Raw genomic sequence first — 15,052 nt, forward strand, 5'->3', positions numbered from 1 at the left:
GTATACCCCAGTGGTCGTCTGTCTGGCGCTGGCTCTGGCTATTATTCCGCCTCTGCTCTCGGCCGGAAACTGGGGAATCTGGATTTACCGCGCGTGCAGTTTCCTGGTAGTGTCCTGCCCATGCGCACTGGTTATCTCCGTTCCGCTCAGCTTCTTCGGAGGTCTGGGAGCGGCTTCGAAGCAGGGAATCCTGATGAAGGGAAGCAATTATCTGGAAGCGGTGGCGTCACTCGATACGGTGGTATTTGATAAGACAGGAACACTGACCACTGGGAAGTTCCAGGTGACACGGGTAAAACCGGTGGAGGGAACGAAGGACGAACTGCTTGAACTGGCAGCCTACGGAGAGTTTCATTCCAACCATCCGATTGCCCTGTCGGTGAAGGAAGCATATGGAAAGAGCGTGGAGGAATCCAGGATCGTCACGGCGGAAGAGATTGCCGGACACGGAATCCACGCGGTACTGGATTTGGAGAACGGCAGAAAAGACTTATATATCGGTAACGAAAGGCTGATGAAGGCACAGGGAATCACCATTACGGATGTGCCGGAGATTATGGGAACATCCCTTTACATCGCAGAAGGCGGCGTGTTCCTCGGATCCATCATCATTTCCGATACGGTGCGTGAGGATGTGCCGGAAGCGCTGCACGGACTGAGAAGAGCCGGCGTCAGACGTCTCATAATGCTGACCGGAGACAAACCGGAAGTGGGCAGGGCGGTTGCGGATAAGCTGAGCCTCGATGAAGCGTACGGCGGCCTCCTGCCGGGGGATAAAGTGGGGAAGGTAGAAGAACTCCTCACTACGAAGCCGGAAGGCAGCACACTGGGATTCGTGGGTGACGGCATCAATGACGCCCCTGTTCTTGCCAGGGCGGATATCGGTATCGCCATGGGCGGAATTGGTTCCGACGCGGCAGTGGAAGCGGCGGATGTGGTGATTATGACAGATGAACCTTCCAAACTCGTGGATGCCATCGTTATCGCCAGAAAAACCATGCGGATTGTAAAACAGAATATTATATTTGCAATCGGTGTCAAGGTGCTGGTTTTGATTCTGACGGCACTCGGATTTGCAACCATGTGGGCGGCGGTATTCGCCGATGTGGGTGTTTCGGTACTGGCGATCTTAAATGCCATCCGGGCGCTGAATTATAAGAAGGCGCGGGATAAGGCGTTTCAGGGCAGCGCAGGTACGGAAGTTTAAGGGAAATGGCCCCATACCTTTTCGGGAAAACCGGATGACTGGATTGTTTTCCAAATATGAATAAAATGCTTCCAGAATAAGAATAAAAATACATTGACAAACTTTTTTCAAGCTGTTATATTTTATGCATATAACGGGGGTGATGTAAGAGAATTTCATCGGGGCGGACGCTCCGGTCAGGGGTTCTGGCACATCACGCCCCTTTTTGTGTAAGAGGAAAGGGAGACGCTATTATGAGCAAATACAGTAAGGAAGATATCTTCCGAATCGTGGAAGAGGAGGATGTGGAGTTTATCCGGCTTCAATTCACTGACATTTTTGGCATGCTGAAAAATGTTGCAATCACATCGAGTCAGCTGAAGAAGGCGCTCGATAACCGCTGCATGTTTGACGGGTCCTCGATCGAGGGCTTTGTGCGGATCGAGGAATCCGATATGTATTTATATCCGGATCTGGATACCTTTGAGATTTTTCCGTGGCGCCCGCAGCAGGGAAAGGTGGCGCGGCTGATGTGTGACGTCTACCGTCCCAATAAGACTCCGTTTGAGGGGGATCCGCGGTATGTGCTGAGAAGCGTGCTAAAGGAAGCGGCCGATATGGGGTTTGTCTTTAATGCCGGACCGGAATGCGAATTTTTCATTTTTCAGACAGACGAGGAGGGACGACCGACGACGGAGACCCACGAAATGGCCGGGTACTTCGACGTGGCTCCTATTGATCAGGGAGAGAATGTCCGCCGGGATATCGTGCTCAATCTGGAGGATATGGGATTTATGATAGAGGCCTCTCACCACGAGATGGCGCCGGGACAGCATGAAATTGACTTTGAATACGCGGAAGGGCTGGTGACGGCTGACAATGTCATGACGTTTAAGATGGCAGTAAAAGCGATTGCGAAACGCCACGGCCTTCATGCCACATTTATGCCGAAGCCGAAGGCGGGAGTCAATGGATCGGGTATGCATTTAAATATGTCCCTGTCTGACTTAAATGGAAAGAACTTATTTGAGGATGAGGCGGATCCGCTGGGGCTCAGCCAGCTCGCCTACCAGTTTATGGCCGGCATCCTCTGCCATATGAAGGAGATGACCATTTTAACGAATCCGCTGGTGAATTCCTACAAGCGGCTCGTACCCGGGTACGACGCGCCCATCTATATCGCGTGGTCCGCAAAGGCAAACCGCAGTCCGCTGATTCGGATTCCGTCGTCGAGAGGAGAGAGCACCCGGATCGAGCTGCGCTGCCCGGACCCTTCCGTCAATCCGTATCTTGCACTGGCGGCCTGCCTGGCGGCTGGCCTGGACGGGATTAAAAAAGGTATGGTTCCGCCCGACAGTGTGGATACTAATATTTATACCATGGCGCCGGAGGAGGTTCTTTCGCGCGGTATATCCAGGCTTCCTGAGACGCTCGGAGAGGCCATCGAGGAATTTAAGAGCAGCGAATTCATGAAAGAGGTTCTGGGAGAGCATATTTATACCAAGTATCTGGAGGCCAAGGAAGCCGAATGGCGGATGTTCCGGGCGTACGTAACGGATTGGGAGACAAAGGAGTACTTGTATAAGTATTGATACCCTGGAGGTGAGTGCGCTTGGCCAATGTGATTGTGGCGTTCTCCAAACCGGAGGACGCGAAAAATATTAGGAATATCCTTGCAAAAAATGGCTTTTCGGTCGCGGCGGTCTGTACTTCCGGCGCACAGGCCATTAACAGCGCCGATGAACTGGGAAGTGGAATTGTGGTATGCGGGGCCAGATTTGCAGACATGGTGTACGAGGAACTCTACGACTGTCTGCCGCCGGGAGTCCGGATGCTTTTGGTGGCATCGCCGGGACTCTGGAACGGAAGAGCGCCGGAGGATGTGGTCTGTCTCGGACTGCCCCTGAAGGTTCACGATCTGATCAGCACTCTGGAGATGATGATGGAATCGCTGGTCAGGAGGAGGAGAAAACAGAGACTGAAGCCCCTGGAACGAAGCAGGGAAGAACAGGAATTAATCAAACAGGCGAAGGCGCTTCTGATGGACAGAAACCATATGACCGAGGCGGATGCCCACCGCTATCTGCAGAAATGCAGCATGGACAGCGGCACCAACATGGTGGAAACCGCGCAGATGATCATGAGCCTGATTAACAGATAAGGGGGATACCATGAAGTTTACAAAGATGCAGGGAACGGGTAACGACTACGTGTATATCAACTGTTTTGAGGAGACGGTGGAGCGGCCGGAGGAGCTGGCGGTAAAGGTCAGTGACCGCCATTTTGGAATCGGTTCGGATGGCCTGATTCTGATCTGCCCTTCCGGGCAAGCGGACTGCCGCATGAAGATGTTTAATGCCGACGGCTCCGAGAGCGAGATGTGCGGAAACGGAATCCGGTGTGTGGGGAAATACGTGTACGATCACCATATCGTGGAAAAAGATGAATTCGATGTGGAGACGAAGGCGGGAATCAAGCATTTAAAGGTTACTGACGAGGGCGGTAAGGCTGTGCTCATCACTGTGGATATGGGGATTCCCGAGGTGACGGGAGAGGTGCCGGAGCCGATCACGATCGACGGCCGGTCCTATGAATTCATCGGAATCTCCATGGGAAATCCTCACGCCATCTATTATATGGATGAGATTGACGGACTGGATTTAGAGGCCATGGGACCGGCGTTTGAGACACATGAACGTTTCCCGGAACGGACCAATTCAGAGTTTATCCAGGTGATCGACAGAAGCCATCTCCGCATGCGTGTCTGGGAGCGCGGAAGCGGAGAGACGTGGGCCTGCGGCACGGGAGCGACGGCGAGCGCTGTAGCCTCCGTCTTAAGCGGCAGGACGGAGAATACCGTGGAGGTGGAACTGAAGGGGGGAATATTAAGCATTACCTGGGACCGGGAGAGCGGCCATGTGTATATGACCGGACCGGCCGTGGAAGTATTTCAGGGGGAATTTGATCCAGAAAATTTATAATATGCTCACAGGAGGACATCGATGGTAAAAGTAAATGACAACTATCTGAAACTGCCGGGAAGCTACCTGTTTTCCGCTATCGCGAAAAAGGTGAACGCCTATACTGCTGCAAATCCGGATAAGAAGATTATCCGGCTGGGAATCGGCGACGTTACGCAGCCCATTGCGCCGGCTCTCATACAGGCGCTTCACGATGCCGTGGAGGAGATGGGCAGTGTAGAGACATTTCATGGTTACGCGCCGGATCTGGGCTATGGCTTTTTGCGGGAGGCCATCGCGGCTGGCGACTACGCGGCCCGTGGATGCAAGATCGAGGCGGATGAAATCTTCATCTCCGACGGTGCGAAATGCGACTGCGGCAATATCCAGGAGATATTCAGCGAGGACGCGGTAATTGCCGTCTGCGATCCGGTCTATCCGGTTTACGTGGATTCCAACGTCATGGCCGGCAGAACCGGAGAGTATGATGAGAAGACGGGAAAATGGAGCAGAGTCATTTACATGCCGTGCACGGCGGAAAACCAGTTTGTCCCGGAGCTCCCGGAGGAGACTCCCGATCTGATCTATCTGTGCGTTCCAAACAATCCGACCGGAACGACGCTTACGAGAGACCAGCTTAAGGTGTGGGTCGACTATGCCAACAGAACGGGAGCCGTGATCCTTTACGATGCGGCTTACGAGGCGTATATCGCAGAGCAGTCGGTTCCACACTCCATCTTTGAGATCGAAGGGGCCAGAACGTGTGCCATAGAGTTCCGTTCCTTCTCGAAAAACGCCGGCTTTACCGGCGTGCGTCTGGGCTTTACCGTGATTCCGAAGGAACTGGTCCGTGGAGGTGTCATGCTCCATTCCCTGTGGGCGAGGCGCCACGGAACGAAGTTCAACGGCGCCCCCTATATCGTTCAGAAGGCCGGTGAGGCGGTATACTCTCCGAAAGGCAGAGAGCAGCTAAAGGAACAGGTAGCCTATTATATGAGAAATGCGAAGGTGATCTATGAGGGGCTGAAGGAAATCGGATGCGAGGTGTACGGCGGTGTCAACGCCCCCTATATCTGGCTTTTAGTCCCTGGCGGAATGACCTCCTGGGAGTTCTTCGACTGCCTCTTAAACGAGGCCGGCGTGGTGGGAACTCCTGGAAGCGGATTCGGGCCCAGCGGCGAGGGATACTTCCGTTTAACGGCATTCGGCACGTATGAGAACACGGTGGAGGCCGTGGAGCGCATGAAAAATATGGTTTCCCTAAGAAAATAACGTTGACAACCACTCTTTCTGTGGTTATGATAGATGAGAAATAAGAAAATAAAGATAATGGTTGTGAATAAAAAGGACAAAAGCGTTCGTACCCTGGTGGTACTGACGCTTTTTTTGTTTCACAGGGGACTCCGCTTGCCGGAATTTTTATTCTATAAAAGGAGAGAAAAATCAGATGGATGAGATCGATAAGAAAATATTGCAGATGCTGCAGGAAAATGCAAGGTATTCCCTCAAGAAGATTGCTGAGAGTACCTTTCTGTCTTCGCCGGCGGTTTCCTCCAGGATTGGAAAACTGGAACGGGAGGACATCATCACGGGGTACCACGCGGCAGTGGATCCGGTTAAGCTGGGATATCACATCACGGCATATGTAAATCTGGATGTTCTGCCTGGAGAGAAGCTGGTATTTTACGAACGGATGGCGGAGATACCCAATGTGCTGGAGTGCAGCTGCGTGACGGGCGACTACTCCATGCTGCTGAAGGTGGCCTTCAGCAGCACCATGGAGCTGGACGCTTTTATCGGTGAAGTGCAGAAATACGGAAAGACGAACACACAGATCGTACTGTCAACTCCAGTCGGTCCCAGAGGGGCGGATTGTATGGAGGCCGGCGATTCATTTCTTCGGTCGACTAATGAATAATTAATTATAGTGCATTTTTATAAAAAGTATTGTGCCTTTTCTGAAGTTTTTGTATAATGTAACTAAAGGTATCAGGCAGACAGGGATGCGTTTTCAGCAGGGAGGAGCAGAATGAGAAGATACAATATTAATTCTGACTGGAAATTCAGAAAAGGCGATGGAAGCCCTGCCGCCGTGGTCACGCTGCCTCACATCTGGGATATCAGGGGAGGACAGAATGGAAACGGCGGCTATGTGGGAGTGTGCGTCTATGAAAAGCAGATTGAGATGTCGGATGACTGGAAAGACAGGGACATCTATCTGGAGATAGGCGCTGCGGGCAGTGTCGCCGAGGTTGTGGTCAATGGTCAGCCGGTGGGGACGCATAAGGGCGGATACTCCTTATTCCGGTTTAACATTACGAAATGGATGAGACCGGGGCAGTGCAACCGGATTGAAGTGCGGGTGGACAATTCCGTGCGCGACGATGTGTATCCGATCGCAGCGGACTACACGTTTTTCGGCGGTATTTACCGGGATGTCAATCTGGTGGTGGCGGATGCGTCGAGATTCAGCCTGGATGACGACGGCTCCGAGGGTATTTATATCATTCCGGAGATTACGGGCGGCGGCAGAGGACGGGTCCGCGTGTACAGCGTGGTGGACGAGCCGGAGGGGTGCGAGGTCTGCTGCCAGGTGCTGGATCAGGACGGGGAGCTGTGTGCGAAAGCGACGGTCAAGGCAGGGAAAGAGCCGGCAGAGCTTTTTATCGAGCAGCCTGTTTTGTGGAATGGACGCAGTGGTGCTTATCAGTACACACTGTCTGCAGATTTGCTGAAAAACGGAAGGTGGATGGAGAAGCGGATGATCCGATTCGGCTTCCGAAGCATCCGCCTTTCCGCAGAAAGCGGCTTTCAGCTGAACGGAGAGAGGCTGTTTCTTCGCGGCGTGGGGCGCCATCAGGACCGGGAGGACCGTGGATGGGCCATTTCCCGGGAGGACATGGAGGAGGACATGGCCCTCTTAAAGGAAATCGGCGCCAATACCGTAAGGCTGGCCCACTATCAGCACGCTCCTTATTTTTATGAGCTGTGCGACCGGGAGGGGCTGGCAGTATGGGCGGAGATTCCGTTTATCTCCAGACTCTCAGACAGTGCAGCGGCCAGAGAAAACGCTCTTTTGCAGCTGACGGAGCTGATAAAACAGAACTACAACCATCCGTCCATCTGCTTCTGGGGAATCGGCAACGATGTGACCATGTTCGGCGCAGAGGACTGGGTGGAGGAGGCGCTTCGGGAGATGAACGCATTGGCGAAATGCCTCGATCCCGGACGCATCACGGTCTGCTCCCACATGATGACGCTTGCGGAGGACAGCCCTTTGAGCGCCATTACCGACGGAATCGGCTATAATGTCTATTACGGATGGTATGTGGGGGAATGCAGTGACATGGGAGTATGGCTGGATGAACTGCAGCAGAAGCAGGTGCCGGTTCCGATCGCCATATCGGAATACGGCGCGGATGGAATCCTGACTTACCAGACCGGTTCACCGACGAGAGGCGATTACTCCGAAAGCTACCAGTCTCTGTACCACGAAGAGATGCTGGCAATCATAAGGGAGCATCCGCTGGTGTGGGCGTCCTATGTGTGGAATCTGTGTGATTTCGCCTCCGTCAACCGAAAGGAAGGCGGTGTGAGCGGGAGAAATAACAAGGGGCTGGTCACGTATGACCGAAAGACGAGAAAGGACGCATTTTACCTGTATAAGGCGGAGTGGTCCGGGGAGCCTGTGGTTCATATTACCGGAAAGCGTTATAAGAGGCGGGCGGAAAGCAGGAACACCATCCGTGTTTATTCAAACGCGGAGGACGTGGAGCTGTTTGTGAACAGCAAATCCATGGGAGCCATGTGCAAGGACTGCCATATCTTCTGGCTGGACGGGGTGGTGCTGCTTCCGGGGAAGAATGATATTCTGGTGAAGACGGAGCGCGGGGATTACGACGATGTGATCCTGTATGGAGAACCGGCGGATGAACCTTCCTATTTATTCAGACAGGACAGAAATGCGGAGATGCGGGAGGTGGCGACGGAGTATCGTGTGAGGAACGGGTATCATTCCGTATACGATACACTGGATGAGATATTGGATAATCCGGAGGCGAAAAAGGTTCTGGAGGAGGAGGCGGGAGCCGATGTGTTGAACCGGCCCCTGCTGCATACGCTGGGAGCGCTTCCGTTAGAAAGCATTGCAAGGAAATCGGGAGGACTCATACGCAATGAATGGGTCGTCCGGCTGAATGAACGCCTTACAAAAGTGAAGAAACTACAGGAATAGATCAAAAATGGTACATTCAGGGCTCTTTTCACATACTTTACATCATAGAGGTATGTGAAAGGAGTTTTTCTTTTGGCTGAAAGAAAGATAGTAGTGATAGATGCCGGTCACGGCGGCGCTGATCCGGGCGCAAAATTTGAAGGAAGACAGGAAAAGGATGATGCATTAAGGCTTGCCCTGGCGGTAGGAAAAATTCTGTCGGAGAATGGAGTAGACGTCAGATATACAAGAACAGATGATACGTATAATACGCCTCTGGAAAAGGCCACGATGGCGAATGAGGCGGGAGCGGACTATTTCGTATCGATTCACCGGAATGCCATGCCGATACCAGGCAGCGCCTCCGGAGTTATGAGTCTCGTATTTGAGAATAAGGGGGTTCCGGCCCAGCTTGCGAACAATATCAACGAGGAGCTGGCCAATACGGGGTTTGCCAATCTGGGCATCATCGAGAGGCCGGGGCTGGTCGTGCTTCGCAGAACCGAGATGCCGGCCGTTCTGGTGGAGGTGGGATTCATCGACAATGAGGCTGACAACCAGCTCTTTGATGATAATATTGATGCCATCGCAAGAGCGATTGCCGACGGAATTCTGACAACGATCCGGGAAGGGGAAGCGGAGCAGCCGGAATACTACCAGATTCAGACGGGAGCTTACCGCATCCGCTCTCTGGCAGAACAGCAGATGAATACGCTGCGGTCCCAGGGATTCCCGGCGTTTATCGTCAATGAGGACGGTTTATTCAAGGTGCGTGCCGGTGCTTTCCGTGAGCTGGATAACGCCGTGCGCATGGAGCAGGAGCTGAGACGGTATGGATACAATACATTTCTTGTCAGAAGACCGGCAGTTTCTTAAGAGACCGGACCGGGACCATTTTCCATTGGTGAAAATGGTCCCGCCGGAGAACTCCATATTCCGGAAAAATAGTGTCCGCGACAGAAAATGTGTGTTATAATAGAGACAGAAAAACAACAAATCAACGGTCACGCATGCACAGGAGGGATTCACATGGGAGATAAGAAACTTGTTATTACCATTGGCCGTCAGTATGGCAGCGGCGGCAATGAAATCGGTCGGAAGTTGGCGGGAGAACTGGGAATTGATTTTTACGACAAGAATATTCTGCGTATGAATTCCGACGAGAGCGGCATCAAGGAGAGTTACTTTCATCTGGCGGATGAGAAAGCGGGGAACCGGCTTCTGTACCGGATTATCAGCAGCATGACGCCGGAGATGAGAGGCCCAAGCTTCGGTTCGGACCTGATCTCGGCGGACAACTTATTCCGTTTTCAATCGGAGGTGATCCGGAAGCTGGCAGAGGAGCAGTCCTGCGTTATTGTGGGCCGTTGCGTGGATTACGTGCTGGAGGATGCGGACAACATCGAACTGGTGCGGATCTTCATTTATTCGGATATGGACGCGAGAATCCGCAGGATAAAGGAGAAAGAACTCTATGCGCCGGAGGACATTAAGAAGAATGTGAAGCGGATTGACAAGGAACGACGGAATTACTACCGTTATTATACCGGGAGAGGATGGGCGGACCCGGAGAACTACGATCTTCTGATCAATACATCAACGGCCGGAATCAAGGGAAGTGTCAGAATGATCGAGGAGTACATAAAGATCAGAGGCTATAAAATATGAGTTCGGGCGGCACAGTCATGTTTGGCTGTGCCGTTTTTTGGGCGGCTGTACAGGATAAACCTGTAATTTTACAGAATTATTAAGAAGTGTGGTTCCTTATGAGGTTGAGAGAGATTTCAGGGTTTTTATTCCGCCAGCGAGCCGGGGCCGGAGTGCTTCACCCAGTTTCAGCTCGACAAATGCAGCTTTTCATAATTCTGTGAGTTTATCCTGATGGCTAAAAATGATATATTGTGAAAACCGGCAGTAGTGTGATATGATAGAGCCATCCGGGCAGGCCGGAATTGCGAAAAGGCGCCTGGGAATGGTAATAACGGAAATACTGGTAACGCAGGATAAGGGACAGGAGAGAGGAAACACATGGTTAAGGCAGTGATTTTTGACATGGATGGCGTGATCATCGACAGTGAGGGAACGTATTTGGAATTTCAGCTGGAATTTGCCAGGAAGAAGAACCCGAACGTGCGTATCGAACAACTTTATCCGATGGTTGGCGCGACGAAAAAAGAGGCGTGGGAGGTACTGGAGCGTGCGGTCGATAACGGACAGCCGTGGGAGGAATTGAGAGATGAGTGCCGCCAGCGTGATATTTACAGTGAGGTGGACTATAGAGAGATCTACCGCCCGGAAGTTACGGAAGTTTTAAGAACTTTGAAGGAAAAGGGATACCGGCTCGCGCTGGCTTCTTCCACTCAGCTGGACTTGGTGGAACGGGTTCTTCGTGAAAATGAGATACGGGAATATTTTGAAGTGGTGGTCAGCGGCAGCCAGTTTAAACGGAGCAAACCGGACCCTGAAATCTATCAGTATACAGCGTCCCAGCTGGGCGTAAAGACGGAAGAGTGTCTGGCGGTGGAGGATTCCACCATTGGGATTACAGCGGCCAGCAGAGCCGGGATGAAGATTGCGGCGGTGATCGATGACCGCTACAATTTCGACCAGAGTCTGGCGGATTATCACATTGCCAGGGTGAAAGAGGTATTAGAAGTGGTGGATGAAGCATAAAATACGATATACAACCTTGAAGGAGGAATGATTTGGAGTATATCGGTGAATTGCTGAAAGGCGTGGTCATAGGAATTGCCAATATCCTTCCCGGCATCAGCGGCGGGATGCTGGCCATATCCATGGGCGTGTACGACACGATCATCCATGCGGTGAACCGGCTCTTTATGGAACCGGTGGAAAGCATAAAAACGCTGTTTCCCTACGGTCTGGGGGCGGTGGCTGGGATCATCAGCCTGTCTCTGGTGTTCGAATACTTATTTGGGACGTTTCCCTTACAGACGAAGCTGGCGTTTATCGGGCTTATCGGCGGCGGCCTTCCTGCTCTGTTTGAGAAGACAAAGGCGAAGGCGGAGCCTGGAGAGAAGAGACTGGGGGCTGTGACGATCTGCATCACAGCCGCCGTGGTGATCTTCATCACCGTGGCGGGCGGAATATCCCTCGCCTCCGGTTCCCAGGCTGGAGGCGAAGCGGCGAAGACCGGAGCAGCCTATCTCTCTTCCGGCCGGTTCTGGATCATCTCCATGTTCTTTGTGGGCATACTGGCTGCGGGAACCATGGTGGTTCCGGGCGTGAGCGGCTCCATGATCATGATGATGATCGGTGTGTACGAGCCGCTGCTGCAGACGACAAACGGCTGTATCAGGGCGGCGGCCGCGTTTGATTTTCCAGCGCTTCTATCCGATGGACTGGTCCTGCTTCCTTATTTTACAGGGCTGGGACTCGGAATTTTTCTGTTTGCCAAAATTGTGGAACATCTTCTGGTCAATCATGAGCGCCAGATGTACCGCGTGATCATCGGCCTGGTATTTTCCTCGCCGGTGGTGATCCTGTGGGATGTGGCGTGGAAACAGATCGAACTCTACCAGCTGCTTGGCGGGATTTCCCTGTGCCTGCTGGGATACGTGGCGGCGGTTCGGTGCGGCGGAGAAGGATGAGCCGGCGGTTGAGAAACGGGAATACAAGAAAACAGGAACACAAAAAACAGAAATACAAAAAGCCAGATGCATCGTCTGATCAGCAGAGCCGATGCATCTGGCTTTTCTTCTTATTTTTCTTAATTTCTTAATTAATTTAACTCGGCGATTCTTGTGATTCCCACATAAATATGGGATATCCTGTACCAGGTTCGAAAGTCAATGACTCCCGTCACCGGAATACCAAAAATGGACTGGAATTCCCGCACAGCGGCGGCGGTTGCCGGTCCGAAGATTCCATCCGGCGTAATGTGCGGGATAGCGCTGTATACGGTGGCGATGGCGTCCAGCTGTTCCTGCACCTGCTGTACCTTTTGGCCGCTGGAGCCGATGGTTAAATCGTAGCCGGGCCAGGAAGCAGGGATACCGGAAATCTGCTCGGCGGTATTGATGTACATGTCATCACCGTAGAAATAGCGCAGAATTTCAATGGGGCTGTATCCGCGCTCGCCTAAGTCGGCGGAGCCCCACTGGGTCATCCAGCCTTTGTGCTGGCAGGACACCCGGTTGCCGTCACAGTACTGGGTTAAGATCGGCTGTTTGACCTCGGGACGCGATAAGTAGTTGTCGAAGATCTCATCCACAACCTCGGAGATGGACTGGAAGATATTTCTGCCGTAGATCCATTTATGGTCAAAAGCGGTGGAAGAGGTAATGGTGAAATCGTAGCCCTGGTTGCGGTACCACTCCGTATAGACACGGTTCAGCGTGAAGCTCATGATGGCCAGAACGTTTGCCGTGATGGAGGAACGGGGCCAGGTGGCGTAAATTTCACTGGAGGCCACATTCTTGATGTAGTCCCGGTATGGAACGTAGTAATTGGGGGCGGTTGAATCGGTAGGAACCCCGTCATGAACCACGACGGTCTGAGGAACTACCACGCGGCTTAAGACGATCTCACCGGTTTCAGCCACCGGCTTTACTTCTGCTTCAGCAATTTTCGGCGGATAGTAGCCATAGAGCGTGTGATCCGGAATGACGATGGGAGTGTCCGGTGATACCTCGTCAGCCAGCGGCGTCATACGGACCGGCTGGATTGCAAGAGCGTCCGGCAGGATTTCCGTTCCGGAGATGGCGACTTCCGCAAAGCCCCGCGCCCGGATGGTGATGGTATATTCGGAATAGGGCTGGATTAAGCCGGGCGACAGGCTGTATTCCAGTGGAGGAGCGGCTAAGCGGATCTCCCCGGTCTGGCCGGAAGAATTGGTGTTCGTTGATTCTACAGTGCTTTCAGGATCACCTTTGTAAGCGATGGAAACTTCGGCATCGCGGATAGGAAAATTGTTTTCCGCAGAAACTACATTTACCTGGAGTGAGCCGGTATCAGTAGGTTCCAGTGCGGCAGCGGTCATATATTTTCTCATAGATTGCCCCTTTATTGGATGATTACTGACAGTATATGACGGCTGTCTCGCAAATGTTCCGGTTTTTCCGGAAAACGGTCTGCGGCGGAGAAAGTTTCTGCCGGGAGGGGGGCAGGCGCCGCAGACCGGGAATCCTGGCTGACTGAAGGGATTCCGAATTTCCGGACGTTTTACCGGAACATGGACTCTACGTAGTTACGCATTTCATTCCGGCTCTCAACGTTTCTGGCTCCGTCTACGAGTTCGTTCCGTCTGGATTCCGGAAGCTCCGCAAAACGGGTCAGAATGTCGGAATGCTGTGCCAGCTCCATGGTAAAACCGATGGGCATTTCACTGTTATCTATCATAAACATCACCTCGGAGATAGTCTCTGCAGTTTTGAATCCGGTTATTCGCCGGAAAGGCGATTCCTTAAGGATGTGAATGCCACGGCCGGAAGAACCATCCATCTCAATATATAAATCAGGGTATTGTATAATATGTTTAAAATAGCCTGCGAAAAACGGAAAAAGATAGTCAGACAATCGTGCAGAAAACAGTTGAAAAATGTCGTGAAATCATGTATAATCTATTCAATTTGGGCTGATTTTCAGAACGCTCAAACAACGCATAGCATTAAGAAAGGATTGGGACTTTACGTATGAAAGCTTTTTTAATACTGGAAGACGGAACCGTATTCACAGGGACCAGCATTGGTTCGAAAAGGGAAGTAATCAGCGAAATCGTATTTAATACTTCCATGACCGGTTATTTAGAAGTCCTCACCGACCCTTCGTACGCGGGGCAGGCCGTGGTGATGACGTATCCGCTGATTGGTAATTACGGAATTTGTCGTGAAGATATGGAATCGTATAAAGCATGGCCGGACGGCTACATTGTCAGAGAATTATCTAGAATCCCCAGCAACTTCAGAAGCGGGGATACCATTCAGCATTTCTTAGAGGAACAAGATATTCCAGGTATCAGTGGTATCGATACGAGAGCCCTAACAAAAATCTTAAGAGAAAAAGGTACAATGAACGGCATGATTACAACCAATGAAAATTTTGATTGTGATGAGGCTGTTGCCCGTATGAAAAATTATTCGGTTACCGGTGTGGTGAAGAAAACCACCTGCGCTGAAAAATACGTGCTTCCGGGAGACGGAAAGAAGGTGGCGCTTCTCGATTTAGGCGCCAAGATGAATATTGCCCGTTCTTTGAATGAGAGAGGCTGCCAGGTTACCGTATACCCGGCGACGACGGCAGCGGAAGAGATTCTGGCGGAAAATCCTGACGGAATCATGCTTTCCAACGGCCCTGGAGATCCAAAGGAGTGTACGGATATTATCACCGAGATCCGCAAATTATATGAATCAGAGGTTCCGATCTTTGCCATCTGCCTCGGTCATCAGCTGATGGCGCTGGCCACAGGCGCGGATACTCACAAGTTAAAATACGGTCACCGCGGCGGAAACCATCCGGTAAAGGACTTAGAGACAGGACGCGTCTACATCTCGTCACAGAACCACGGTTATGTGGTGGACATGGATACGCTTAAACCTGAGACGGCCGTTCCGGCATTTGTCAATGTCAACGACGGCACCAACGAGGGCTTAAAATACGTAAATAAAAACATTTTCACGGTTCAGTACCATCCGGAGGCATGTCCGGGACCGCTGGACTCCGGCTACTTATTTG

General features: G+C 52.0%; 14 protein-coding genes. 12 read left to right on the forward strand and 2 right to left on the reverse strand.

The genetic code is table 11. The annotated features are described in order from the left end of the window. The 11 genes from ACLTD4_RS28865 to ACLTD4_RS28915 all read left to right on the forward strand — a co-directional run. The coding region (locus ACLTD4_RS28865; protein ID WP_412331766.1) for a heavy metal translocating P-type ATPase at positions 1-1,207 on the forward strand (1,207 nt) is incomplete at its 5' end. 233 nt (positions 1,208-1,440) lie between these two features. Beyond that, positions 1,441-2,778: a type I glutamate--ammonia ligase gene (glnA, locus tag ACLTD4_RS28870; RefSeq protein WP_117623604.1), complete on the forward strand. Its 1,338-nt coding sequence runs from the start codon at positions 1,441-1,443 to the stop codon at positions 2,776-2,778. Positions 2,779-2,798: 20 nt separating this feature from the next. Further along, positions 2,799-3,347: an ANTAR domain-containing response regulator gene (locus ACLTD4_RS28875; RefSeq protein WP_117623605.1), complete on the forward strand. Its 549-nt coding sequence runs from the start codon at positions 2,799-2,801 to the stop codon at positions 3,345-3,347. 10 nt (positions 3,348-3,357) lie between these two features. Next, a complete protein-coding gene (gene dapF, locus ACLTD4_RS28880) occupies positions 3,358-4,167 on the forward strand; it encodes a diaminopimelate epimerase (protein ID WP_002603181.1) in 810 nt (269 codons plus the stop codon). A gap of 21 nt (positions 4,168-4,188) precedes the next feature. After that, positions 4,189-5,418: an LL-diaminopimelate aminotransferase gene (locus ACLTD4_RS28885; protein ID WP_055658711.1), complete on the forward strand. Its 1,230-nt coding sequence runs from the start codon at positions 4,189-4,191 to the stop codon at positions 5,416-5,418. 175 nt (positions 5,419-5,593) lie between these two features. Further along, positions 5,594-6,064: an Lrp/AsnC family transcriptional regulator gene (locus ACLTD4_RS28890; protein ID WP_055658713.1), complete on the forward strand. Its 471-nt coding sequence runs from the start codon at positions 5,594-5,596 to the stop codon at positions 6,062-6,064. A gap of 111 nt (positions 6,065-6,175) precedes the next feature. Continuing rightward, entirely contained in the window at positions 6,176-8,380 is a 2,205-nt protein-coding gene (locus tag ACLTD4_RS28895) for a glycoside hydrolase family 2 protein (protein WP_055658715.1), read from the forward strand. 72 nt (positions 8,381-8,452) lie between these two features. Beyond that, a complete protein-coding gene (locus ACLTD4_RS28900; protein WP_117623607.1) occupies positions 8,453-9,235 on the forward strand; it encodes an N-acetylmuramoyl-L-alanine amidase in 783 nt (260 codons plus the stop codon). 153 nt (positions 9,236-9,388) lie between these two features. Further along, positions 9,389-10,027, forward strand: coding sequence for an AAA family ATPase (locus ACLTD4_RS28905; protein WP_412331767.1), 639 nt, complete (start codon positions 9,389-9,391; stop codon positions 10,025-10,027). 360 nt (positions 10,028-10,387) lie between these two features. Continuing rightward, positions 10,388-11,032, forward strand: coding sequence for an HAD family hydrolase (locus tag ACLTD4_RS28910; protein WP_055658720.1), 645 nt, complete (start codon positions 10,388-10,390; stop codon positions 11,030-11,032). A gap of 32 nt (positions 11,033-11,064) precedes the next feature. Then, on the forward strand, positions 11,065-11,970 hold the full coding sequence (locus ACLTD4_RS28915) for a DUF368 domain-containing protein (RefSeq protein WP_055658722.1): 906 nt from the start codon (positions 11,065-11,067) through the stop codon (positions 11,968-11,970). A 131-nt stretch (positions 11,971-12,101) separates the two neighbouring features. On the opposite strand, the gene ACLTD4_RS28920 is transcribed toward ACLTD4_RS28915, so the two are convergent. Both ACLTD4_RS28920 and ACLTD4_RS28925 read right to left on the reverse strand, forming a co-directional pair. Further along, positions 12,102-13,373 (reverse strand): peptidoglycan-binding protein, encoded by a 1,272-nt coding sequence (locus ACLTD4_RS28920; RefSeq protein WP_055658723.1) that lies wholly within the window; start codon positions 13,371-13,373, stop codon positions 12,102-12,104. Between the two features lie 170 nt (positions 13,374-13,543). Further along, positions 13,544-13,720: a hypothetical protein gene (locus ACLTD4_RS28925; protein WP_167437531.1), complete on the reverse strand. Its 177-nt coding sequence runs from the start codon at positions 13,718-13,720 to the stop codon at positions 13,544-13,546. Positions 13,721-14,013: 293 nt separating this feature from the next. On the opposite strand from ACLTD4_RS28925, the gene ACLTD4_RS28930 reads away from it, so the two are divergent. Beyond that, positions 14,014-15,052, forward strand: a 1,039-nt coding sequence (locus tag ACLTD4_RS28930) for a carbamoyl phosphate synthase small subunit (RefSeq protein ID WP_412331768.1), incomplete at its 3' end; no start/stop codon positions are given.

It is taken from the genome of Hungatella sp. (assembly GCF_046966825.1).

Bases quoted from the DNA above. Each gene is read 5' to 3' on its own strand.
- glnA (WP_117623604.1), top strand. From the start codon at position 1,441: ATGAGCAAATACAGTAAGGAAGATATCTTCCGAATCGTGGAAGAGGAG.
- dapF (WP_002603181.1), top strand. From the start codon at position 3,358: ATGAAGTTTACAAAGATGCAGGGAACGGGTAACGACTACGTGTATATC.
- ACLTD4_RS28885 (WP_055658711.1), top strand. From the start codon at position 4,189: ATGGTAAAAGTAAATGACAACTATCTGAAACTGCCGGGAAGCTACCTG.
- ACLTD4_RS28890 (WP_055658713.1), top strand. From the start codon at position 5,594: ATGGATGAGATCGATAAGAAAATATTGCAGATGCTGCAGGAAAATGCA.
- ACLTD4_RS28895 (WP_055658715.1), top strand. From the start codon at position 6,176: ATGAGAAGATACAATATTAATTCTGACTGGAAATTCAGAAAAGGCGAT.
- ACLTD4_RS28905 (WP_412331767.1), top strand. From the start codon at position 9,389: ATGGGAGATAAGAAACTTGTTATTACCATTGGCCGTCAGTATGGCAGC.
- ACLTD4_RS28910 (WP_055658720.1), top strand. From the start codon at position 10,388: ATGGTTAAGGCAGTGATTTTTGACATGGATGGCGTGATCATCGACAGT.
- ACLTD4_RS28920 (WP_055658723.1), bottom strand. From the start codon at position 13,373: ATGAGAAAATATATGACCGCTGCCGCACTGGAACCTACTGATACCGGC.
- ACLTD4_RS28925 (WP_167437531.1), bottom strand. From the start codon at position 13,720: ATGATAGATAACAGTGAAATGCCCATCGGTTTTACCATGGAGCTGGCA.